General features: G+C 61.1%; 10 protein-coding genes and 3 CRISPR repeat arrays (1 of these 13 only partly in view). Of the genes, 8 read left to right on the top strand and 2 right to left on the bottom strand.

Translation table 11 applies throughout. The annotated features are described in order from the left end of the window. Positions 1 to 18 precede the first annotated feature (18 nt). Positions 19 to 1,635: a malate synthase A gene (gene aceB, locus ACCQ13_RS01380; protein WP_104602922.1), complete on the bottom strand. Its 1,617-nt coding sequence runs from the start codon at positions 1,633 to 1,635 to the stop codon at positions 19 to 21. A gap of 119 nt (positions 1,636 to 1,754) precedes the next feature. On the opposite strand from aceB, the gene ACCQ13_RS01375 reads away from it, so the two are divergent. The 7 genes from ACCQ13_RS01375 (at position 1,755) to cas6f (ending at position 11,642) form a co-directional block, all read left to right on the top strand. After that, complete coding sequence (locus ACCQ13_RS01375) at positions 1,755 to 2,711, top strand: LysR family transcriptional regulator (protein WP_159406494.1); 957 nt, start codon at positions 1,755 to 1,757, stop codon at positions 2,709 to 2,711. Positions 2,712 to 2,952: 241 nt separating this feature from the next. Beyond that, on the top strand, positions 2,953 to 3,942 hold the full coding sequence (gene cas1f / locus ACCQ13_RS01370; protein ID WP_104602920.1) for a type I-F CRISPR-associated endonuclease Cas1f: 990 nt from the start codon (positions 2,953 to 2,955) through the stop codon (positions 3,940 to 3,942). Beyond that, a complete protein-coding gene (gene cas3f / locus ACCQ13_RS01365; protein WP_104602919.1) occupies positions 3,939 to 7,298 on the top strand; it encodes a type I-F CRISPR-associated helicase Cas3f in 3,360 nt (1,119 codons plus the stop codon). Before cas1f ends, cas3f begins: the two co-directional genes overlap by 4 nt. A 347-nt stretch (positions 7,299 to 7,645) precedes the next feature. Beyond that, a complete protein-coding gene (gene csy1, locus ACCQ13_RS01360; RefSeq protein WP_104602918.1) occupies positions 7,646 to 9,001 on the top strand; it encodes a type I-F CRISPR-associated protein Csy1 in 1,356 nt (451 codons plus the stop codon). Continuing rightward, positions 8,998 to 10,011: a type I-F CRISPR-associated protein Csy2 gene (csy2, locus tag ACCQ13_RS01355; RefSeq protein ID WP_159406493.1), complete on the top strand. Its 1,014-nt coding sequence runs from the start codon at positions 8,998 to 9,000 to the stop codon at positions 10,009 to 10,011. Before csy1 ends, csy2 begins: the two co-directional genes overlap by 4 nt. Before the next feature lie 22 nt (positions 10,012 to 10,033). Further along, on the top strand, positions 10,034 to 11,071 hold the full coding sequence (gene csy3 / locus ACCQ13_RS01350; protein WP_104602916.1) for a type I-F CRISPR-associated protein Csy3: 1,038 nt from the start codon (positions 10,034 to 10,036) through the stop codon (positions 11,069 to 11,071). Positions 11,072 to 11,075: 4 nt separating this feature from the next. After that, entirely contained in the window at positions 11,076 to 11,642 is a 567-nt protein-coding gene (gene cas6f, locus ACCQ13_RS01345) for a type I-F CRISPR-associated endoribonuclease Cas6/Csy4 (protein ID WP_104602999.1), read from the top strand. A 129-nt stretch (positions 11,643 to 11,771) separates the two neighbouring features. Then, positions 11,772 to 18,523: direct repeats of the CRISPR family, unit length 28 nt; unit sequence GTTCACTGCCGCGTAGGCAGCTCAGAAA. A 16-nt stretch (positions 18,524 to 18,539) separates the two neighbouring features. On the opposite strand, the gene ACCQ13_RS01340 is transcribed toward cas6f, so the two are convergent. Then, the gene (locus ACCQ13_RS01340) at positions 18,540 to 19,658 is read right to left on the bottom strand and encodes an ISL3 family transposase (RefSeq protein ID WP_159407655.1); all 1,119 of its coding nucleotides are present in this window, start codon (positions 19,656 to 19,658) and stop codon (positions 18,540 to 18,542) included. 291 nt (positions 19,659 to 19,949) lie between these two features. Next, a CRISPR array of direct repeats spans positions 19,950 to 21,538; the repeat unit is 28 nt; unit sequence GTTCACTGCCGCGTAGGCAGCTCAGAAA. 271 nt (positions 21,539 to 21,809) lie between these two features. Here ACCQ13_RS01340 and ACCQ13_RS01335 point away from each other — a divergent pair. After that, positions 21,810 to 22,928 carry an ISL3 family transposase gene (locus ACCQ13_RS01335; RefSeq protein WP_159406429.1) on the top strand — a complete coding sequence of 373 codons (1,119 nt, stop codon included), beginning with the start codon at positions 21,810 to 21,812 and terminating at the stop codon, positions 22,926 to 22,928. A 36-nt stretch (positions 22,929 to 22,964) separates the two neighbouring features. Next, positions 22,965 to 24,165: a CRISPR direct-repeat array (repeat unit 28 nt; unit sequence GTTCACTGCCGCGTAGGCAGCTCAGAAA) (it continues 1,468 nt past the right edge of the window).

Here is a 24,165-nt window from a genome sequence, read left to right as displayed (position 1 = left end):
GTTGCTGCAGCGAAACGATCAGTCGATCAGGCGGTAGGCCGGAATGGTGAGGAAATCGGCCAGCTCGTCGGCGCGGCTGAGTTCTTCCAGCAGTGCGATCGCCTCATCGATGTGCGCGGCACCGGGCAGCGCGCTGGCAGTTCCCAGCCGGGCCGGCAGCGCGCGCAGGCTGGCCTGCAACAGCGGCTGATCGATGGTGGTGCCATCGTCCAGGTGCTGGCCGTGATGCAGCCACTGCCACAGCTGCGCGCGGCTGATTTCGGCGGTGGCGGCGTCTTCCATGAGGTTGTGGATCGGCACGCAGCCGTTGCCATCCAGCCACGCGGCCAGATACCGCACGCAGACTTCGACATTGCCCTCGAAACCGGCGCGCGTGATGGTGCCGGGAGACGGGGCGATCAGCATGTCGCGCGTTACCTGCACATCGTTGCGCAGCACGTGTTGCTGGTGCGCGGTGGGCATGTGTTCGTCGAACAGCTTCATCGCCACCGGAATCAGGGCCGGATGCGCCACCCAGGTGCCGTCGTGGCCGGCGCTGACTTCGCGCAGCTTGTCGGCACGCACGCGGGCCATCGCCTGCTCGTTGGCGACTTCATCGTGGTTGATCGGGATCTGCGCGGCCATGCCGCCCATCGCATGCGCACCGCGGCGGTGGCAGGTCTTAATCAGCAGTTCCGAATACGCTTTCAGGAACGGCTGGGTCATGGTGACCTGGCCGCGCTCGGGCAGCACGCGGTCGCGGTGCGCGCGGAAGGTCTTCAGATACGAGAAAATATAGTCCCAGCGTCCGCAATTGAGCCCCACGATGCGCTCGCGCAGCGCGTGCAAAATCTCGTCCATCTCGAACACCGCCGGCAGCGTTTCGATCAGTACGGTCACCTTGATCTGGCCATGCGGCAGGCCCAGCATCGCTTCGATATGCGACAGCGCGGTGTCCCACAGCGCAGCTTCTTCCATGCTCTGTAGCTTGGGCAGGTACAGGTAGGGGCCGCGGTCCTTGGCCAGCAGCGTGCGGGCGTTGTGGAAGGCGAACAGCGCCGCGTCGAACAGGCCGCCGGCAAGCGGCTGGCCGTCAATCTGGACGTGCTTTTCATCCAGGTGCCAGCCGCGCGGGCGCACGATCAACACGGCGCGCTCGGCTTCCGGGCGCAACGCATACTGCTTGCCGTTGGGGGCGTCGAAGCGCAGGTCGCCGCGCACGGCGGCGGCCAGGGTGCGCTGGCCGGCCAGCAGGTTGCGCCAGGTGGGCGCGGTGGAATCCTCCAAATCGGCCATGAACACCTTGGCGCCGGAATTTAGCGCGTTGATGACCATCTTCGGATCGGTGGGGCCAGTGATCTCCACACGGCGGTCCTGCAACGCCGCCGGCAATGAAGCCACGCGCCAGTCGCCGGCACGGATGGCGCGGGTGTCCTCGCGGAAGTCCGGCAGCTGGCCGGCATCGAAGGCGGCCTGGCGCACACGCCGCTGTGCCAGGCGCTGCTGCCGGCCCGGTTCGATGGCGCGGTGCAATGACACCAGCAAGGCCAGCGCGGCCGGCGGCAGCAGCTCGGCCTGCCCTGCAACCTGGGTGGTCAACGACAGGCCGGGCGTGGCGCGGTCGGTGGGGCGTGAGGCAAAAGCGGTGGCAGACATGTGGGAGATCCTTGTGCGTCCGGACCTGCACCGTGCGCCGGCAATCATTATTTGACAAAACAGTTTTATCAATGCTGTAAATAAGCTGGACTTATATCTAATCCCGCTAGCTCAGTGCCATGGCGCCAACCCCTCGTTTTTCCTACAAATCCGATCGTCTCAAACCGCTGCGCGCGTTCTGCCAGACGGTGCGGTTAGGGTCCGTCTCAAGGGCCGCTGAGGCGCTCTATGTCAGCCAACCCGCAGTGACGCAGCAGTTACAGGCGCTGGAGCGCGACCTGGGGGTGGCACTGTTCGAGCGCTCGGGACGGCGGCTGGCGCCCAGTCGCGAGGGCCAGCTGCTGTACGACATGGCCTTGCCGCTGGTGGAAAGCCTGGACGGGCTGGACGCCAGCTTTCGCGAAAAAGTGCGCGGCCTGGATGCCGGCGAACTCACCATCGCCGCCAATAGTTCCACCATCTTGTACCTGCTGCCGCGCATCGTGGAACACTTCCGCGCGCGCCACCCGGACGTGCGGTTGACCCTGCACAACGCCATCAGCGCCGACGGCACCGATCTGTTGCGCGAGAATGCGGTGGATCTGGCAGTGGGCTCGATGCTGGACGTGCCGGCCGACCTCTCCTATGCGCCGGTCTACCGGTTCGAACAACTGCTGATTACCCCACACGACCACCCGCTGGCGCGCAAGCCCACCGTCAGCCTGCACGACCTCTCGCCCTATCCGCTGATCCTGCCGCCACGCCGGCAGGTGACCTACCGCCTGGTCGACCTGATCTTCCAGCAGGCGCGCGTGCCGTACACCGTGGCGCTGGAAGTCGGCGGTTGGGAGGTCATCAAGCAGTACGTGGCGATGGGCATGGGCATTTCCATCGTCACCGCCATCTGCGTCACCGATGCCGATCGCGACCGGCTAGCCACGCGATCGCTCAAGGATTTTTTCCCTACCCGCAGCTACGGCGTGGTGGTGCGCAAAGGCAAGTACCTGTCGCCGCAGGCGCATGCCTTCATCGAACTGATCCAGCCGGATCTATTCACCCCGCGCGGGCACGACGAGAGTGGGGATTCAGAGCGCTGAACCCACCCGCCAGCGCGTGAATCGAAGACCCGCGCACCGGCCGTGGCGAGGTCTCGAACCGAATACGACCGACGACAACGTGTCTGCGGCCCTGCTGCAGCGAAGGCAAGCGTCCAGCTTGCCAGGCCAGGACTCTGCGGCCGGTCCGTTACCACGGATCCATGCATTGCACCGGCAAGGCAGAGCGCCCTAGTATCGAAGGTCAAGACCTTGAACGCTGCCCAGGACGTGGACCAGGCGCATGGACGAACTCTCGGCTTCAGACCTCAAGACCATCCTGCATTCCAAGCGCGCAAACATCTACTACCTGCAACATTGCCGGGTGCTGGTCAATGGCGGACGGGTTGAATATGTGACCGATGCAGGCAAGCGCTCGTTGTACTGGAACATTCCCATCGCCAACACTACAACGGTGCTGCTGGGCACCGGAACCTCCGTCACCCAGGCGGCGATGCGCGAGCTGGCCAAGGCCGGTGTGCTGGTCGGGTTTTGTGGCGGCGGTGGGACACCGTTGTTCACGGTCAACGAGATGGATGTGGAAGTGGCCTGGTTCTGCCCGCAGAGCGAGTATCGCCCCACCGAGTATCTGCAGGCCTGGGTGTCGTTCTGGTTCGATGACAGCCTGCGTCTGAACGCAGCCAAGGCGTTCCAGCAGGCACGCGCAACGCGAATCGGCGAGCAATGGCAGCAACGCGCACTCAAGGAAGCCGGCTTCGCGCCCGACGCTGCAAGGCTGGAGGCACTGCTGACCAGAACACGCCACAACATCGAACACGCACAGGACAATGCGTCCCTGCTGACCGAAGAGGCCAGGCTCACCAAGGCCTTGTTCAAACTGGCGGTCGACACCGTGGGCTACGGCGATTTCACCCGCGCCAAGCGCGGTAGTGGCGGCGATCCAGCCAATCGCTTTCTCGATCATGGCAACTATCTGGCCTACGGGCTGGGTGCTACCGCCAGCTGGGTATTGGGTCTGCCACATGGTTTGGCCGTGTTGCACGGCAAGACGCGCAGAGGTGGGTTGGTGTTCGATATTGCCGATCTGGTCAAGGATGCCACCATCTTGCCGCAAGCCTTTCTCTCGGCGATGCGCGGCGACGACGAGCAGGCGTTTCGGCGCGAATGCATTGCGCAGCTCGCCCGCAGCGATGCGCTGGATTTCATGCTGGACACGCTCAAGTTCGTTGCGCTGCAAACCGCGGCCGCAAGGCAGCCGGGCCTTCCGCAGTGAACATCTTGCTGATCTCACAGTGCGACAAGCGCGCACTCAACGAAACGCGCCGTCTCCTCGATCAGTTCGCCGAACGACGCGGAGACCGCACCTGGCAGACCCCAATCACCGAGGCCGGGCTGGTCACATTACGCAAACTGCTGCGCAAGACAGCGCGTAAGAACAGCGCCATCGCCTGCCACTGGATTCGCGGCCGCGACCATTCCGAGTTGCTCTGGATCGTGGGCGATGCGCGGCGCTTCAATGCAGAAGGCGCGGTACCCACCAATACCACTACGCGCAACATCCTGCGCCGCGAAGACGAGAATGACTGGCACCGCGCCGAAGATATCCGTCTGCTCGCGCAGCTGGCCGGGTTGTTGCACGACCTGGGTAAAGCCAGTGTCGCCTTCCAGGCACGCCTGCGCGGCGACTTGCGCGAGCGCAATCTCTATCGGCATGAATGGGTGTCGCTGCGGCTATTCCAGGCCTTCGTCGGCAACGACGACGATGCCACCTGGTTGCAGCGCCTGGCCGACACCGACGCTTTCACCGAAGCAGACTGGACAGGAACCCAGCGCTACCAGCGCGATGGCATCAATGCGGCCTCACGCCACCCCTTCGTCGGCATGGCCCCACTGGCCGCAGCCGTCGCCTGGCTGATACTCACCCACCACCGGCTTCCGGTCGTTCCCGTGCAGCAGGACGATGGTCAACAGGCCCGGCTCGGTAGGCGTTCCAAGAGTTTCAACCAGGCTTGGCTGGAGACACCTTTGCAGTGGGTGGCGCACGACTGGAACGAAATCCGGCAGCCGGCAGAACCTGATCGGATACTCGAGTACTGGACGCCTGCCGGAGCATTGCCGGTCATGGAGACCAAATGGCGCGCCCAGGCCGCACGGCTGGCAAAGCGCCTGCTCGCGCTGCGCCTGCGCCGTGATGACAACTGGCTGGACAATCCCTACGTCATGCATCTTGCGCGTCTGTCGCTGATGTTGGCCGACCACTACTACTCTGCGCTGCCTCGGCATTCTCCAGGCCGCGTGCAAGGGGATGGCAGGACGCAGCTCTACGCCAACACCGACCGCGAGGGTCTCAAGCAGCCACTGGATGAACACTTGCTCGGCGTCGCACGCGATGCCGGACTGATCGCCCATGCGCTTCCCGGCTTCGAGCGGCATCTACCGCGACTGGCAAATCACCGCGGCCTGCGCAAACGCAGTGCCGATGCGCGCTTCAGCTGGCAGGACAAAGCGTTCGATGCGGCCACCGCGATGCGCGAGGCAGCGCATGAGCATGGCGCCTTCATCGTCAACATGGCCTCCACCGGCTGCGGCAAGACGCTGGCCAATGCACGCATCGTGTATGCATTGGCCGATCCGCAGCAGGGCCTACGCGCCACGTATGCATTGGGACTGCGCACGCTGACCCTGCAAACCGGACGCAGCTTCCGTACCGATCTGCACCTGGACGAGGACGAACTGGCCATCCATGTCGGCGGCTCTGCCAGCCGTGCGTTGTTCGAATTCTACGAGCACAAGGCCGATACACATGGCTCGGCTTCCGTACAGGACCTGCTTGAAGAAGACAGCCACGTATTCTACGAAGGCATCACAACCGATCATCCGCTGCTCTCGCGTGCCTTGCATGATCCTGGCATTGGCAAGCTACTGTCGGCACCGATGCTGGTGTGTACCGTGGATCACATGGTGCCGGCCACCGAATCACTTCGTGCCGGGCGCCAGATCGCACCGATGCTGCGCCTGCTGAGTGCAGACCTGATCCTGGACGAACTGGATGACTACCAGCTCGACGACCTGCCCGCCTTGACCCGATTGATGCACTCGGCAGGCATGCTGGGCACGCGCGTCCTGCTGTCGTCGGCCACGCTGCCGCCAGCGTTGGTGACCGGCATGTACCTGGCCTATCGTGAAGGGCGCCAGCAGTACCGACGCAACCGTGGGCAGAATGGCGGCCAGCCAGACGCCGCCGTCGAAGTTGCCTGCCTGTGGAGCGACGAGTTCGGTGTGCAGACCGCCACATGTGCGGGCAGTAGCGGCTTTCTCGACCTGCATATGCGCTTCGTCGATAAACGTATCGCCACGCTCGCCAAGTCACCTGCCTTGCGGCGCGGCGAACTGTTGCCATTGGAGCTGCCACGCAATCTACCCGACGCACAGCGATCAGAGCAGTTTGCGCCGCATGTCCGCGACGCCTGCCTGCGCCTGCATCACGCGCACGCCGAAGTGGACCCGGTCAGCGGCAAGCGTGTCAGCTTCGGGCTGGTGCGCATGGCCAACATCGAGCCGCTATTCGACGTTGCGCGAGCATTGCATGCCGGCGGTGCGCCGGAGGATACCCAGATCCACCTATGCGTCTACCACGCGCGCTTTCCGCTGATACAACGCTCAGCCATCGAGTACCAGCTGGACCAGGCCTTCAACCGGCGCGGCGATGGCAGTGGCGTCTACCACCTGCCGACCATTCGTGCGTTGATCGACGCACACCCTGCACGCCAGCACATCTTCGTGGTGCTGGCCTCGCCGGTGTGCGAGGTCGGCCGCGATTGGGATGCCGACTGGGCGGTGGCCGAACCGTCTTCCATGCGCTCGCTGATCCAGCTGGCCGGGCGCGTGCAACGCCATCGCGGCAAGGTCAGCAATACGCCAAACGTGTTGATCTTCGATACCAACCTGCGCCAGTTCCGTCACGGCGGGCAGGACCGCTGCACCTACGTCAGGCCCGGGTTCGAAAAGGAGGGCAGCGGCAAGGAGTTCCAGTTGAAGACGCCGTGGCTGCGCGAACTGCTGCGTGAGGAAGACTACCGCATACTCAGTGCCATACCGCGCATCCGACCGCGCCCTGACGACTACGCACAATGGACACCACGCGAGCGGCTGGTGGACCTGGAGCAGGCGCGCATCGCCCGTTGCATGCTACCGATGAGCGCAGCCGGCACGGCATTGGAACCCGATCATGCCTTTGCCGCCTGGAGATACCCCGATGCGGCCTTGACCGGTGTGCTGCCGCAACAGCAGCCCTTCCGCAACGACAGCCAGCCCCACACCGCGCTGGTGTTCCTGCCGGATGACGACGACACGCTACGGCTGCACCGCGTCGAGACATCTACCGACCGGTATGCCGGCGACCTGTATGTCTGCATCGAACAGAGCCAGCGCCACGACGTCGCGTTGGCCTCCAGCCCGGGGATCGGTCATTGGGGGGACGCCAGGTTGCTAGACCTTCTGACCGAGCAGGCCGAGAGCCTTGAGTTACCGATGGAGGCATGCGCCCGGAAGTTTGCAACGGTGGAGGTGCCAGCCAGCCAACAAGGCTGGCGCTATCACCCATGGCTGGGCTTTGCCGGCAATCGATAAGGGCATCCCTGCCCGGGCTGCCTGTGCGGCAGTGCATGTAGAAGTCTCTGCCACTATTTTCTGAGCTGTCTTCTCGACAGTTGAAGTTTCGGCAACTATGGACAATTCAAAAATCACGAGTTAGCCTATGTAGACCGGATCACCGTTGCGAGCGGTGATCCGGCCGTTTCGACACCTTGCTGGCTAGCACCAGCCCTGAAAGTCCAAGGAGGCAGGATGAATAGCGTTCGTCTGCTCTTAAGAGTCTGAGGGGAACTACGTTTCCCCCAGACCATCTCCCGCCCAGCAAGTTGCTGGGCGCGAGTCTACATGGCTGATCCAATTTGGGCCAACGGAAGGACTCCCATATGACTGAAGTCTCGGAGCGTTCACAACGCTTCCGCTCCGCCATCGCCGACTTTATCGAAGCCCGGCGCTTGGCCAAGCTGAAGGACGGCAAAGACGAGGCCGGCGCGGCGACGAAATACGACTACACCACCTGGTTGGCCGATGCGGCGCGTCGGGTTGGGCAGATCCATGCCGTCACCCATGTGCTCAAGGCCACCCACCCCGATGCGCGTGGCAGTAGCCTGCATGTGCCACCTGATAGCCTGCCGCGGCATGCCGAGGTTGGCAGCCACCTGTTGGGCAGCGGCTATACGCCGGACGTGGTGGGCAATGCCGCTGCGCTGGACGTGTTCAAGTTCCTCAAGGTCGAGGTCGATGGCCAGGGTCTGTTGGCGTGGATGCAGACCGGCGACAGTGATCTGCGGGCTGCGCTGCATGCCGATACCAAGGTTGCCACCGGCTGGATGCAGGCGTTCGGCACGCTTGTCAGCAGCGAGCCGCAGCTGAGTTCGCATGCGATGGCCAAGCAGGTCTACTGGCTTGTCGGCGAAGAGCCGACCGACGACACGCACTACCACCTGTTGCAGCCAATGTTCTCCAGCACGCTGGCACAGGTGGTGCACGCCGATATCCAGGATGCCCGTTTTGGCGAACGCAATAAGCTGGCCCGTCAGGCGCACCGCGCCAGGCAAGCGCATGCCGACGACTACCGCGATTACCGCAACTTGGTCGCCCGCAAGCTCGGCGGTACCAAACCGCAGAATATTTCCCAGCTCAACAGCGAACGCGGCGGCGTGAACTACCTGCTGGCCTCGCTGCCGCCGAGCTGGGCGCATGACCATCCACGCAGTCTGCTGAAGAGCGAGTCGGCGATGGAGCGGTTTGGCTACGGTAAGGAGGTGCGCGCGATCATGAAGGCGCTTGCAGACTTCCTGCGTGGCGCTCCCCCCGCTAACGACAGGACGCGCCAGACCCGTGACCGTATTGCGCAGGAGCTCGGTGCACAGTTGACCGTCTTTGCTGCGCAAACCCAGGCCAGCCTCGCACCCGGCTGGACCCGTGATGCCGACTGCATGCTGCCATTGGACGAACAATTGTGGCTTGACCCGGAGCGCACCGAATTGCCGATCCGCCACGATCCGCAACATGGGCAATGGACGCAGGACGACGAAGCGTTCAACGCGGCCTATCTGTTTGGCGACTGGCCAGACCAGGTGGCAGGCCGCTTTGCCAACTGGATCAGTGCACAACTGCGCAAGGCAGGGCTGACGGGTATCGGCGACAGCGAGTACCGACATTGGGCAAAACAGGCCATCGTCGAGGCGGCTTGGCCGGTGCCCTTGCAACGGCGTGCGCCTGGCGGAGCCCGGCCATGAACCAGTGCCCGACATTCAGTCATCTCTTGGTGATCCCGCATCTGCGCGTCCACAACGCCAATGCCGTTTCCAGCCCGCTGACCCATGGCTTTCCCTCCATGACTGCGTTGCTGGGCGTGATGTGGGCGCTGCAACGGAAGGTTCACGCCGCCGGCCTGGAGCTGACCTTCCAGGCCATTGGCACGGTTTGCCACGATCATCAGGAGCAGGTCACCGATAGCAGCTTCGTCAAGGCGTTTCACCTGACCCGCAACCCGGTCGACGAGGATGGCAAGACCGCCGCCATCGTCGAAGAAGGCCGTATCCACCTGGAACTGAGTCTGGTGCTGGCGGTGAACAGCCAACGCTGGAAAGACCAGCCGCAGGCACACCAGGCCGAAACGGCGACGGTGGCCGGGTTGCTCGCCGGCATGCGCATCGCCGGTGGCAGCCTGCGGCCACCGGCCGACGCCTGGAGGCATCGCTATCAACCGTGGACACTGGATCTGACTGGCACCGAAGACGACCGCGCGGCGCAGTTCCGCAAGGCACGCACGCGTCTGCTGCCGGGCTTTGCGCTGGTGGAACGGGCCGACCTGCTCGACACCCGCCTGGCCGAGCTGCGGGCCACCGCTCCCGATGCCACCGGGCTGGATGCCTGGCTGTCGCTGGCACGCGTCAACTGGCGCTACCACCAGGGCCAGGACACCCCGGACGACACCCCCGGATGGCGCCATGACCGCACAGGGCGTGGCTGGACCGTGCCGATTCCGGTGGGCTATGGCGCCCTGGGTGAACTGCAGGCACCGGACAGTATTGCCAACGCGCGCGACACGACCACTGCATTCCGCTTCGTCGAGAGCCTGTACTCGCTCGGCCAGTGGATCAGCCCGCACCGCCTGGACACGCCGCAGCAGTTGCTCTGGTACCCCGGCAGCGAACCGGATCGGGGGTTGTATCGCTGCCGCAACGATTTCGCTGCGGCACACATTGAAGATGACTCGCTTGATTTCAACTACTTTCTCGACTGACCTCACGACAAGGAATTCCAGCATGGCAACCGAACTCAAGACCGCCTCCGTTCTCGCCTTCGAGCGCAAGCTCGACCCCTCCGACGCGCTGCTGTTTTCCGGCGCCTGGGCAGCACGCGCGGCACCCGCCGACTGGCAACCCGTGAAGCTGCGCGAAAAATCCGTGCGTGGCACGATTTCCAATCGACTCAAGACCAAAGACCAAGACCCTGCAAAGCTTGATGCGCAAATCGAAAATCCCAACCTGCAGACCGTGGACGTAGCCGCACTGCCGCTAGATGCAGATACGCTAAAAGTACAATTTACGCTGCGCGTGCTTGGTGGCACCGGCACGCCCTCGGCCTGCAACGATACCGACTACCGCAACAAACTGGCCGCCACCGTTGCTGGCTACGTGCAACAGCACGGCTTCGACACGTTGGCGCGGCGCTACGCGGCCAATCTGGCCAACGGACGTTTTCTATGGCGCAACCGGATTGGTGCCGAGCAGGTGGAGGTACAGGTTGCACATCTGAAGAACGGTGCGCCTGCCGCGCACTGGACGTTTCAGGCGCACGACCACTCATTGCGCGATTTGCAGGCGCCTCCCGCCGAAGCTGCGGACCTGGCAGCACTTTCCGCACTGATCGCCACTGCGCTGGCAGGCAGTGCACACCTGCTGCTGCAAGTCACCGCGTTCGTGCGTGTGGGAGCGGGCCAGGAAGTATTTCCCTCGCAGGAACTCATTCTGGACAAGGGCAGCAGCAAGAAGAGCAAGACGCTCTATGCCGTTGGCCACGGCGACAATGCAGTGGCCGCGATCCATTCGCAGAAGATCGGCAACGCACTGCGCACCATCGACACATGGTACCCGGAGGCCGAAAAAAATGGTCCGATCGCCGTAGAGCCCTACGGCTCGGTGACCACGCAAGGCAAAGCCTACCGACAACCCAAGGCCAAGCAGGATTTCTACAATCTGCTCGATGGTTGGGTACTCAAGGACAAGCAACCGGAGCCGGACCAGCAGCACTTCGTGATCGCAACACTGATTCGTGGCGGCGTCTTTGGCGATGCGGGCTGAGACCATGGACCACTACGTGGACCTTCACCTTCGTCCAGACTCGGAGTTGGCACCGCACCAACTGCTCAGTGGCTTGTACACACGTCTGCACCGAGTATTGGCACAACAGCAACGCCAGGACATCGGAGTCAGCTTTCCAGGCCATGACGCACGCAAACCGACTCTAGGTAGCCACCTGCGTCTGCACGGACAACAGGCCGCTTTGCAGACAGTGATGGCAAGTCCCTGGCTGCACGGCATGCGCGATCACCTGCTGGTCTCGAGTATCACTGCTGTTGCGGCCAGTCCCTCTTACCGGCAGGTCACACGGGTTCAGGCCAAAAGCAGCCCATCGCGCCTGCGACGTCGTGCCATGCGGCGTCACGGGATCGATGCCGAAACAGCGACCCAACGCATCCCGGACACGACAGCCGAACAGTTGTGGCTCCCGTTCGTGACGCTGGGCAGCCGTAGTACCGGCCAAGCATCATTCCCGCTCTTCATCTGCCATGGCCCCCTACTACCTAAACCCAAAGACGGCAGTTTCAGCAGCTATGGCCTGAGCCAGGAAGCGACCGTACCCTGGTTCTGACCCTTTTTTCGGTAAGCATGCGGCCTTCTTAAGAATCAGTCACTTAGCAGGCACCCTGAAGGAAAGGGTGCCTGCTCTTTTTCGTCAGTATTGTCTTATTTATCAATGCATTGAAGAGAACCTTCTCTTGTTCACTGCCGCGTAGGCAGCTCAGAAAGCTGCCCGAACTGACCGACCTGCGCGAGTTGGGTTCACTGCCGCGTAGGCAGCTCAGAAAAAGTGCAGGCCCAGACGTGCGGGCGCACCGCAGTTCACTGCCGCGTAGGCAGCTCAGAAAAACGAGGCACCGACATGATCAGCTTATCGCAGGTTCACTGCCGCGTAGGCAGCTCAGAAAGAAAAAGAAATTCGACGGAACCGGGATGGCCGGTTCACTGCCGCGTAGGCAGCTCAGAAAAGAGAATCCATCCCAATCACCGCGGCATTCGGGTTCACTGCCGCGTAGGCAGCTCAGAAAACGCAGCGCGTGTGCAGCGCGCAAAGGCAAAGGTTCACTGCCGCGTAGGCAGCTCAGAAAGCAGCCTGCCCGCCGCAATCGCCGTGAGGCGCGTTCACTGCCGCGTAGGCAGCTCAGAAAGCGGTGATTGGGATGGATTCTCTGGCGAGCTAGTTCACTGCCGCGTAGGCAGCTCAGAAATTACCGATTGCACCGCGCAGACGCATAGTCGTGTTCACTGCCGCGTAGGCAGCTCAGAAAAACGACATCACCGCGGCTTCGCTGTACTGCGGGTTCACTGCCGCGTAGGCAGCTCAGAAAGGAGACAGCGCTATGAGCAAAATCGCACAGCAGTTCACTGCCGCGTAGGCAGCTCAGAAATCTCGAGACCTACTTCAGCAACCTCGCGAGACGTTCACTGCCGCGTAGGCAGCTCAGAAAACGGAGCAACCCGCATGACCGACCACCTTCAGGTTCACTGCCGCGTAGGCAGCTCAGAAAAGGCGCAGCACCGCCGAACCGTACGCATGCTGGTTCACTGCCGCGTAGGCAGCTCAGAAAACGACGCGCGGCTGGCTCTCAGCGCGAGACGGGTTCACTGCCGCGTAGGCAGCTCAGAAAACGCTACGTAAGCGCCCACGCTCGCCCGGTCAGTTCACTGCCGCGTAGGCAGCTCAGAAAAGAGTCGTAGCCGTAATTTTCGGCCCAGTCAGGTTCACTGCCGCGTAGGCAGCTCAGAAAAAACGTGGCGGCGAGCTACGGCTAAACAGCTATGTTCACTGCCGCGTAGGCAGCTCAGAAACATTGCGTCAATGATGAACTCGCGGTCATCGGGTTCACTGCCGCGTAGGCAGCTCAGAAAGTTGACGAAAGCGCGCAGGTGTTCGTAGTCATGTTCACTGCCGCGTAGGCAGCTCAGAAACACTTTGACGATAATCGAACTGTTCATTACTTGTTCACTGCCGCGTAGGCAGCTCAGAAAAGAACTTGGCAGCGTCCAGTGCGCATGCGGTAGTTCACTGCCGCGTAGGCAGCTCAGAAACGCGAGTGCGAGACCGGCAAGCGTGCGCGCTCGTTCACTGCCGCGTAGGCAGCTCAGAAACAGCCGCTGGCAGGTATAGCGCGCAACGAGTGGTTCACTGCCGCGTAGGCAGCTCAGAAATGTACGCCCGCTTGTCCTCTATCACTGCATCGGTTCACTGCCGCGTAGGCAGCTCAGAAAAGCTACAAAACGCCGATCAAGTTTGCGAACGGGTTCACTGCCGCGTAGGCAGCTCAGAAATTGCTTATGCATGCGCATTTCCTGCCGATCGGGTTCACTGCCGCGTAGGCAGCTCAGAAAAAGGGAGCGCGCACGCTTGCCGGTCTCGCACTGTTCACTGCCGCGTAGGCAGCTCAGAAATGGACCATAAGCACCCGCTAGTGCGGGGAGGTGTTCACTGCCGCGTAGGCAGCTCAGAAATATCAAGAAGCCGCAACGATTGAGCAAGCTATGTTCACTGCCGCGTAGGCAGCTCAGAAAAGATGGGCTCAGCAACAGAGTGCGCAGTGCGGGTTCACTGCCGCGTAGGCAGCTCAGAAACACATGATAACGGCGACGACGCACAGCACAGCGTTCACTGCCGCGTAGGCAGCTCAGAAATTGCAGGTGCAACAGTAGGCGCGCGTCTGCGGGTTCACTGCCGCGTAGGCAGCTCAGAAAGACCCCCGCGCGAAAGTGAACACTTTGGGTCCGTTCACTGCCGCGTAGGCAGCTCAGAAATTGCAGGTGCAACAGTAGGCGCGCGTCTGCGGGTTCACTGCCGCGTAGGCAGCTCAGAAAATATGTTCCAGAATGAAAGCGCGGTCATCGCTGTTCACTGCCGCGTAGGCAGCTCAGAAATTCGCAGAACCACGCGCATGACACGATGGCCCGTTCACTGCCGCGTAGGCAGCTCAGAAATTGTGCCAACGGCTGGGCGAAACTGCTCAAGCGTTCACTGCCGCGTAGGCAGCTCAGAAATGGCCGCCCTTGATCATTGGAATGGTGTTCACGTTCACTGCCGCGTAGGCAGCTCAGAAAGCGTTGGTCTTCACGTTCGGCCGCTAACCCTAGTTCACTGCCGCGTAGGCAGCTCAGAAACAATGGCTAAGCACGCATGAAAGAGATAGCCGGTTCACTGCCGCGTAGGCAGCTCAGAAAAGAACTTGGCAGCGTCCAGTGCGCATGCGGTAGTTCACTGCCGCGTAGGCAGCTCAGAAATATGACCAGGCCGCTAAGCGTCCACGGCAGGGGTTCACTGCCGCGTAGGCAGCTCAGAAATGAATGTCGTAGCTCTTGCCAGGTTGCAGCACGTTCACTGCCGCGTAGGCAGCTCAGAAAACCACCGCCTACGCCACCACCGCCGCCGCCACGTTCACTGCCGCGTAGGCAGCTCAGAAACTACCTCGCATCGACCTACAGCCCCGCCTTGAGGTTCACTGCCGCGTAGGCAGCTCAGAAAGAATGCATCACCATTGCGGCCGTCAGGCTTCAGTTCACTGCCGCGTAGGCAGCTCAGAAAGTGAAGTAGTGTCGTGGAGTTCCGACGCATGAGTTCACTGCCGCGTAGGCAGCTCAGAAAGAGCAGGTTTCGTTCCCTGATCGGCTCGCCAAGTTCACTGCCGCGTAGGCAGCTCAGAAAGCGTGGCGGGGTTGTCTTTGCGTGCGCGTTGAGTTCACTGCCGCGTAGGCAGCTCAGAAATGGTTTCAGGGCTTCGCGTAACAGGGCGATAGGTTCACTGCCGCGTAGGCAGCTCAGAAATCTGGATACCCGGATGAAAATTCGCAAGAACGGTTCACTGCCGCGTAGGCAGCTCAGAAAAGTTCGCGCAGGTCGGTCAGTTCGGGCAGCGGGTTCACTGCCGCGTAGGCAGCTCAGAAATAGTGCGGGGTTTCTCGTTTTCAGAAGATGTAGTTCACTGCCGCGTAGGCAGCTCAGAAATTGACGCCTAGCCGGCGTGCGGTCAGGGCCAAGTTCACTGCCGCGTAGGCAGCTCAGAAAATGAGGTGCTGCACCTGACGCGCACAACCGACGTTCACTGCCGCGTAGGCAGCTCAGAAATAAGCGTGATGGACGTTGGAGCGTAGTCCACGGTTCACTGCCGCGTAGGCAGCTCAGAAAATTGTGGGCTTGTGTAGGCTTCGGCGCTATCGGTTCACTGCCGCGTAGGCAGCTCAGAAAAACCGGAGACACCGACATGCGTAACAAGTCCGGTTCACTGCCGCGTAGGCAGCTCAGAAAATAGCATCATCGACGCCGAAACACAGCAATCGGGTTCACTGCCGCGTAGGCAGCTCAGAAAAGAGGCTTGCGGATGTCGTTATACAGGTCGCCGTTCACTGCCGCGTAGGCAGCTCAGAAATGGCGAGCCGCGAGAAAGGCCGCGACGCCGACGTTCACTGCCGCGTAGGCAGCTCAGAAATTCGGAGATGGTCACGCAAAGCATTTCAGCGTGTTCACTGCCGCGTAGGCAGCTCAGAAAATGACGACGTGGCAGACGACTACGCACAAAAAGTTCACTGCCGCGTAGGCAGCTCAGAAAAGCCCACTAGCTACCACGTCCTCATGCACGTCGTTCACTGCCGCGTAGGCAGCTCAGAAAAAGCAGTCCCTCGTAATCAATCTCACTACGGGGTTCACTGCCGCGTAGGCAGCTCAGAAAAGTGCAAAGCGCTGGCCCTGCCCCAACACTGGGTTCACTGCCGCGTAGGCAGCTCAGAAATGCAGGCACACCGTGTAGCCGCTCACAGCGACGTTCACTGCCGCGTAGGCAGCTCAGAAAACTGACGGCAGCAACCTGCTGTGGCAGCCGATGTTCACTGCCGCGTAGGCAGCTCAGAAAAGAACCCGACGAACGGTAATTGACACTAGCTCGTTCACTGCCGCGTAGGCAGCTCAGAAATCTGCAAGCGTGCGGCGCACGCCGGGAATGGCGTTCACTGCCGCGTAGGCAGCTCAGAAAGTTACAGCATTTGCGGTCACGGGAACGACAGAGTTCACTGCCGCGTAGGCAGCTCAGAAAGTCGCGCCTGGCGACGCGCTGGAGGATGGTGAGTTCACTGCCGCGTAGGCAGCTCAGAAAAAGCAAAGGCACCGTCAGGAAGCTGACGCCCGGTTCACTGCCGCGTAGGCAGCTCAGAAAACAGTTCGCGGAGCGGTTCCGGCGCTCACCCGGGTTCACTGCCGCGTAGGCAGCTCAGAAAGTGTACGCGCAGGGCTACCAGATCCTGACCGAGTTCACTGCCGCGTAGGCAGCTCAGAAAAGGGAAAACCAAGACCCGTCCCAGGCTTTGGAGTTCACTGCCGCGTAGGCAGCTCAGAAAGGGTTGAGCGACCAGCGGTCCCGGGTCCGGCAGTTCACTGCCGCGTAGGCAGCTCAGAAATCCGGTCAGTTCCGCTAACCCCTGCAACGTATGTTCACTGCCGCGTAGGCAGCTCAGAAAAGATTCGAAGGTAGTGCAATTGCGAATCTGTGGTTCACTGCCGCGTAGGCAGCTCAGAAACACAAGCGCCGCAGCTTTAGCGCCGCTTACTCGTTCACTGCCGCGTAGGCAGCTCAGAAATTCGGGAAGAACGGGTTGTCGCGCCAGTTCAGGTTCACTGCCGCGTAGGCAGCTCAGAAATTGTGCGGCTTGGGGAACTTGCCCGCCTGCATGTTCACTGCCGCGTAGGCAGCTCAGAAAACTGAAATTTATTTCCTGAACTAGCCGGTACGGTTCACTGCCGCGTAGGCAGCTCAGAAAATTCGACTGAACATAACGGATAACATCCTGATGTTCACTGCCGCGTAGGCAGCTCAGAAAAAACCCGGTAGCCTGACCCTTCCTTCCGCACTGTTCACTGCCGCGTAGGCAGCTCAGAAATGTCGCAAGACTGCGAACAATCGGGCCTGCGCGTTCACTGCCGCGTAGGCAGCTCAGAAATGACGCAGTTCGCGAACCCGGCGGCGATCCGCGTTCACTGCCGCGTAGGCAGCTCAGAAAGGTGGGCTGTGTCGCTGCTGAAGGGGCGCACCGTTCACTGCCGCGTAGGCAGCTCAGAAAAGGTTAAACCCGAAGGAATCCGGCGGAGGCGTGTTCACTGCCGCGTAGGCAGCTCAGAAAATTGTCGTAACCGGGGGCTGGTGGGATGATCCGTTCACTGCCGCGTAGGCAGCTCAGAAAATTGGGTTCGTGCGGCTGTGCTTCCGGTGGGCGTTCACTGCCGCGTAGGCAGCTCAGAAACCGACCTGGCGAGCCTTCCGGCCGGCGCTGACGTTCACTGCCGCGTAGGCAGCTCAGAAAATGGAACCAGCCGTGAACGTGAATTTATCCCGGTTCACTGCCGCGTAGGCAGCTCAGAAAAGGCCAAGCTGTTTCGCTAATTCCAATTCATCGTTCACTGCCGCGTAGGCAGCTCAGAAACGAAATTTGGGGCGATCCCGGCGAAATCATCAGTTCACTGCCGCGTAGGCAGCTCAGAAAGTCTTGCGACAGGCGATCATGACGGTTCCGGCGTTCACTGCCGCGTAGGCAGCTCAGAAATGCCGAAATTCAGCTGGTGTAAACATTCAATAGTTCACTGCCGCGTAGGCAGCTCAGAAATTGGCCTTCTTTGCGTCGTCGTACTCGCGGAGGTTCACTGCCGCGTAGGCAGCTCAGAAAAAGGTGATGGCGGAATCGCATCCGGTGGCTGCGTTCACTGCCGCGTAGGCAGCTCAGAAAGCCACGAACCCGAACCTACCCTTCGCCCCGTCGTTCACTGCCGCGTAGGCAGCTCAGAAAACGTAGCGCAACGATCTACGTAAAATGCAGGAGTTCACTGCCGCGTAGGCAGCTCAGAAAACAGGCACCGCCACGAACCCGAACCTACCCTTGTTCACTGCCGCGTAGGCAGCTCAGAAAAGCAGCGGGGTGTGACCATCAATGGCAGTGATGTTCACTGCCGCGTAGGCAGCTCAGAAAAGCTGGTGCAGTGCCCGGTGGACATGGCGCCAGTTCACTGCCGCGTAGGCAGCTCAGAAAGAGACGCTCACTGCGCTGGGGTTGACGGTTTGGTTCACTGCCGCGTAGGCAGCTCAGAAAGTGCAACTGTCCGGAATTGCCGGATTGTTCGTGTTCACTGCCGCGTAGGCAGCTCAGAAAAAAGCCTGCAACGCTTTGGCGCAAGCCTGGTCGTTCACTGCCGCGTAGGCAGCTCAGAAAACCTGGTGATGCGCTGGCCAGCCGCGTGGGCGGTTCACTGCCGCGTAGGCAGCTCAGAAATTTCGAGCAATTGGAAGTCGGCAAGTCTTTCCGTTCACTGCCGCGTAGGCAGCTCAGAAAACAGGCGCCACTAGGCCAAGCTGTTTCGCTAAGTTCACTGCCGCGTAGGCAGCTCAGAAACCCCACCGTCTCCACGATATCCCCATTATCTTGTTCACTGCCGCGTAGGCAGCTCAGAAAATTGGGTCTTCGCGGATCACTGTGGGTGCAATCGAGCATTTTCGGGTAGCGCGGGCAGGAAGCTGGCGATGATCTTGAGCCTCAGGAACTCCTCGTCGCGATAGCCGTAGGCGCTGCGCTGGATGACCCGGATCTTGTTGTTGAGCCCTTCCACCAGGCCGAGGCTGACCTTGTTCTCCGGCCTGCAGTACGCCGCGATGCCGTCCCAGTGCCGCTCGATCATCCCCACGAACGTCTGGTAGGGCGCAAGCCGCTGCCAGCGCAGACTCTGCTTCCAGCGCTCGAAGAACTCCCGTGCACCTCGCTCGGTGCGGTAGCTCCACAGCTGCCCGAAGGACTCTTTCAGCAGGTACGCCGTGTTCAGACGTTTGTTGGCCGCCAGCAACTTGGCGAGCGCCTTTCGACCGTCCAGGGTAAGGTTTTCGCGGTTGCTCAGCAGGGTGTAACGCTGGCCCTTGATGTAACTGCGATCCTGGCCTTGAAGGCGCTTGTACTCGTCGCGCCGCACCTGATCGAGCGCGTCGGACAGGTGGCGCATGATGTGGAATTTGTCGAACACGATGCTGGCGTTGGGCACGTTCTTGCCCACCGAGTTGCGAAACGGCCGCCACATGTCCATCACCGCCACGTCGATGCCGGCGCTACGTTTTGGGCCCAATTCGGCGAAGAACTGGTCGATGTCCGCCTCGGTGCGCCCACTGCCGCCGAACCAGATCGGTCGGCCGCGCTCCAGATCGCTGACCACAACGCGGTAGTCATGGCCCTTGTGGATCGCGATCTCGTCGATGCCGATGGCGCGCGGCGCCGGCGTCCCCGCCCGGCGCACCTGCTCGGCCATGTACAGCTTGGACAGCTCCTTGACCGTGCTGTCGTGCAGGCGCTCCAGCTCAGCCACGGCCTTGTGCGTCATGCTCCGGCACAGATTGCCCACATGCAGGGCGAATCGCTCGGTGTAGCGCGGATTCTTGGCCAGCCAGTCCAGCCGCTCTACGTGCACGCCGCCGCACCCCGGGCAATCGACCCGCCAGCGCTCGAACTCCACGAACAGCATCCAGCCGGCCGCCCGCAAGTCGCGGGCGCGGCACAGGCGCTTGTCGTAGCGGCTGCGACACCGATGGCCACAGTTGGAACACACGGCCGTTTTTTTCGGCGCCGCAAGGTCACGATCCGCGCCTTCGGGGCGCCGAACACGCCCTTGAGCGTGGACCCCGCCGCAAAGCCAGGGAAGGAAAACAACTCACTCAGCCGACGGCCCGTTTTCATGCAGAACACCGCGTCAAGAAGTCAGCACAGGATGTACCACCTTCTGGGACGGTGGAAAGGGCCTGTTTCCAAGGCTCAACGCAGATTCAGGGGCCTCAAGGCACCCACACGAATCCGCGATGAGCCAGAAAATTGATGGTCACGCCCTTCTGCTGGCACAGGGGTTCACTGCCGCGTAGGCAGCTCAGAAATAGCTGCGCGCCGAGCATGTAGGAAACTCGGTGTTCACTGCCGCGTAGGCAGCTCAGAAAAAACGGTCAGGCCGAGTCGGCCAGGTTGCACTGTTCACTGCCGCGTAGGCAGCTCAGAAAAGCTGCATCTGGCGGTATGGCGCAAATCGCGCGTTCACTGCCGCGTAGGCAGCTCAGAAAATTTGGTTCCGGCGCGTTCGGTGCAAGCAATTGTTCACTGCCGCGTAGGCAGCTCAGAAAAACGGAAATTCTGGATTCCTTGCCAGCACTGCGTTCACTGCCGCGTAGGCAGCTCAGAAATTGTGGACCCGCGCTCACTGAAGGTGGATTCCGTTCACTGCCGCGTAGGCAGCTCAGAAATAGCCGCTCTGCGATCTGCGCGATGGTGACCAGTTCACTGCCGCGTAGGCAGCTCAGAAAGGAACCACGGTGCCGGCCTGGTCGTCGGCAGTGTTCACTGCCGCGTAGGCAGCTCAGAAATTCGCAGTTCTGTAATTTCCATAATAGCCGTAGTTCACTGCCGCGTAGGCAGCTCAGAAATTAGCGCCGACTCGTAGCTCACTTTGAAAACCGTTCACTGCCGCGTAGGCAGCTCAGAAACTCAAAAAGAAGGGGCGCCCCAGTGGCGCCCCTGTTCACTGCCGCGTAGGCAGCTCAGAAATTCGGGCACGCATAGAATTCATCGCCGTCATCGTTCACTGCCGCGTAGGCAGCTCAGAAATGGCACACCATTTGGTTCCGGCGCCTTCGGTGTTCACTGCCGCGTAGGCAGCTCAGAAACATGTGGTAAAGCTGGTCACGTTCCGGCGTGCGTTCACTGCCGCGTAGGCAGCTCAGAAAACGTAGCGCAACGATCTACGTAAAATGCAGAAGTTCACTGCCGCGTAGGCAGCTCAGAAAAAGCGGCAAGCCAGATGACTATGTGGACCTGGGTTCACTGCCGCGTAGGCAGCTCAGAAATAGCGGGCGTCTGCAATACAGCCCATGTTAACGTTCACTGCCGCGTAGGCAGCTCAGAAAATTGCCGTCAAGTATGGCTGCAAAGCAGGCACGTTCACTGCCGCGTAGGCAGCTCAGAAATCATCCACCCACAGCAGCAGGATTCGGGCCTTGTTCACTGCCGCGTAGGCAGCTCAGAAACTAACAAAACCCAAGCAAACCAATTCACGAAGCGTTCACTGCCGCGTAGGCAGCTCAGAAAAATAAGGAGAAGTAAATGTTTGTTTTGCGTTCGTTCACTGCCGCGTAGGCAGCTCAGAAAAATGAAGTTATCGAACTTGGTCAACTAGGAGAGTTCACTGCCGCGTAGGCAGCTCAGAAAAAATCTTGCATATTGGTAAGGCGCGTGTTTCGGTTCACTGCCGCGTAGGCAGCTCAGAAAGCTATCAAGCATGATGATTTGGGCGTGGTTGAGTTCACTGCCGCGTAGGCAGCTCAGAAAGAATACATCGCCGCCCGCCAGCCGGTGACGATGTTCACTGCCGCGTAGGCAGCTCAGAAAGTGTTGACTAATGGCGGTGGCGGTTATTTGGCGTTCACTGCCGCGTAGGCAGCTCAGAAAATGTTCGAAATTAAAGAGGCTCATCGCGGATTCGTGTGGGTGCCTTGAGGCCCCTGAATCTGCGTTGAGCCTTGGAAACAGGCCCTTTCCACCGTCCCAGAAGGTGGTACATCCTGTGCTGACTTCTTGACGCGGTGTTCTGCATGAAAACGGGCCGTCGGCTGAGTGAGTTGTTTTCCTTCCCTGGCTTCGCGGCGGAGTCCACGCTCAAGGGCGTGTTCGGCGCCCCGAAGGCGCGGATCGTGACCTTGCGGCGCCGAAAAAAACGGCCGTGTGTTCCAACTGTGGCCATCGGTGTCGCAGCCGCTACGACAAGCGCCTGTGCCGCGCCCGCGACTTGCGGGCGGCCGGCTGGATGCTGTTCGTGGAGTTTGAGCGCTGGCGGGTCGATTGCCCGGGGTGCGGCGGCGTGCACGTAGAGCGGCTGGACTGGCTGGCCAAGAATCCGCGCTACACCGAGCGATTCGCCCTGCATGTGGGCAATCTGTGCCGAAGCATGACGCACAAGGCCGTGGCCGAGCTGGAGCGCCTGCACGACAGCACGGTCAAGGAGCTGTCCAAGCTGTACATGGCCGAGCAGGTGCGCCGGGCGGGGACGCCGGCGCCGCGCGCCATCGGCATCGACGAGATCGCGATCCACAAAGGCCATGACTACCGCGTTGTGGTCAGCGATCTGGAGCGCGGCCGACCGATCTGGTTCGGCGGCAGTGGGCGCACCGAGGCGGACATCGACCAGTTCTTCGCCGAATTGGGCCCAAAACGCAGTGCTGGCATCGACGTGGCGGTGATGGACATGTGGCGGCCGTTTCGCAACTCGGTGGGCAAGAACGCGCCCAACGCCAGCATCGTGTTCGACAAATTCCACATCATGCGCCACCTGTCCGACGCGCTCGATCAGGTGCGGCGCGACGAGTACAAGCGCCTTCAAGGCCAGGATCGCAGTTACATCAAGGGCCAGCGTTACACCCTGCTGAGCAATCGCGAAAACCTTACCCTGGACGGTCGGAAGGCGCTCGCCAAGCTGCTGGCGGCCAACAAACGTCTGAACACGGCGTACCTGCTGAAAGAGTCCTTCGGGCAGCTGTGGAGCTACCGCACCGAGCGAGGTGCACGGGAGTTCTTCGAGCGCTGGAAGCAGAGTCTGCGCTGGCAGCGGCTGGCGCCCTACCAGACGTTCGTGGGGATGATCGAGCGGCACTGGGACGGCATCGCGGCGTACTGCAGGCCGGAGAACAAGGTCAGCCTCGGCCTGGTGGAAGGGCTCAACAACAAGATCCGGGTCATCCAGCGCAGCGCCTACGGCTATCGCGACGAGGAGTTCCTGAGGCTCAAGATCATCGCCAGCTTCCTGCCCGCGCTACCCGAAAATGCTCGATTGCACCCACAGTGATCCGCGAAGATCCATTAAAGAAATGTCGCCACACGCGTTCACTGCCGCGTAGGCAGCTCAGAAACCGACCAGGATGCGACCTGACGACGACAACATGTTCACTGCCGCGTAGGCAGCTCAGAAACGCAAGAGAACAAGGACCCGCTGATGCTGCTCGTTCACTGCCGCGTAGGCAGCTCAGAAATTAAGGTAGCCGCGAAACTCCTCGGGCGTGAGGTTCACTGCCGCGTAGGCAGCTCAGAAAAAGCCTATTGATGATGCGGATCCGGGAGAAACGTTCACTGCCGCGTAGGCAGCTCAGAAATCATCGCGTGCCGTATACTTTCTGAAATTCTGGTTCACTGCCGCGTAGGCAGCTCAGAAATTGCGCGATCACTAGGGGTGGGTGATAGACGGGTTCACTGCCGCGTAGGCAGCTCAGAAACACGTCTTGAGAAGACATGAGGCGCTATGAGAGTTCACTGCCGCGTAGGCAGCTCAGAAATGGCAGTGGCTGTTGACAGGTGACACCTGAGCGTTCACTGCCGCGTAGGCAGCTCAGAAAGAGAGGGTAAACGGCGGGCAGAACGGTGCCGCGTTCACTGCCGCGTAGGCAGCTCAGAAATGGGCTATGGGCGCGCCATCGAAACGCGCGAGGTTCACTGCCGCGTAGGCAGCTCAGAAAGAATACCCGTTGGCCTCCCATCGCGACATCATGTTCACTGCCGCGTAGGCAGCTCAGAAATGGTCGGCGAGGGCAGCTTTACGGGAGTAAGCGTTCACTGCCGCGTAGGCAGCTCAGAAAGCAAAAGCAAAACCCCCGGCTTCCGCCAGGGGGTTCACTGCCGCGTAGGCAGCTCAGAAAAGGACGCCGCGCGCGCGATGGCGGCGGGAATTGTTCACTGCCGCGTAGGCAGCTCAGAAATGATTGATGATTGATCGCGGTTTTGGATTCGAGTTCACTGCCGCGTAGGCAGCTCAGAAAGCGATGCGATCAACATCCAGGCCGTTGTCGTAGTTCACTGCCGCGTAGGCAGCTCAGAAAAGAACACGGGACGCGCCAACTACGCTGGCATGGTTCACTGCCGCGTAGGCAGCTCAGAAAAAGGGCCCCAAAGGCATGATTGCTTATCATCCGTTCACTGCCGCGTAGGCAGCTCAGAAAATTGAGCAAGTCCGGCAGCACTGCCGGGCCGAGTTCACTGCCGCGTAGGCAGCTCAGAAAGTTCTGCAATGGGATCCTGGCCTTCCAGCAGCG

The organism is Xanthomonas sp. NCPPB 1638, from assembly GCF_041475635.2.
Taxonomy (GTDB): Bacteria; Pseudomonadota; Gammaproteobacteria; order Xanthomonadales; family Xanthomonadaceae; genus Xanthomonas; species Xanthomonas cucurbitae.
This window is presented reverse-complemented; position numbering and strand designations above follow the sequence as displayed.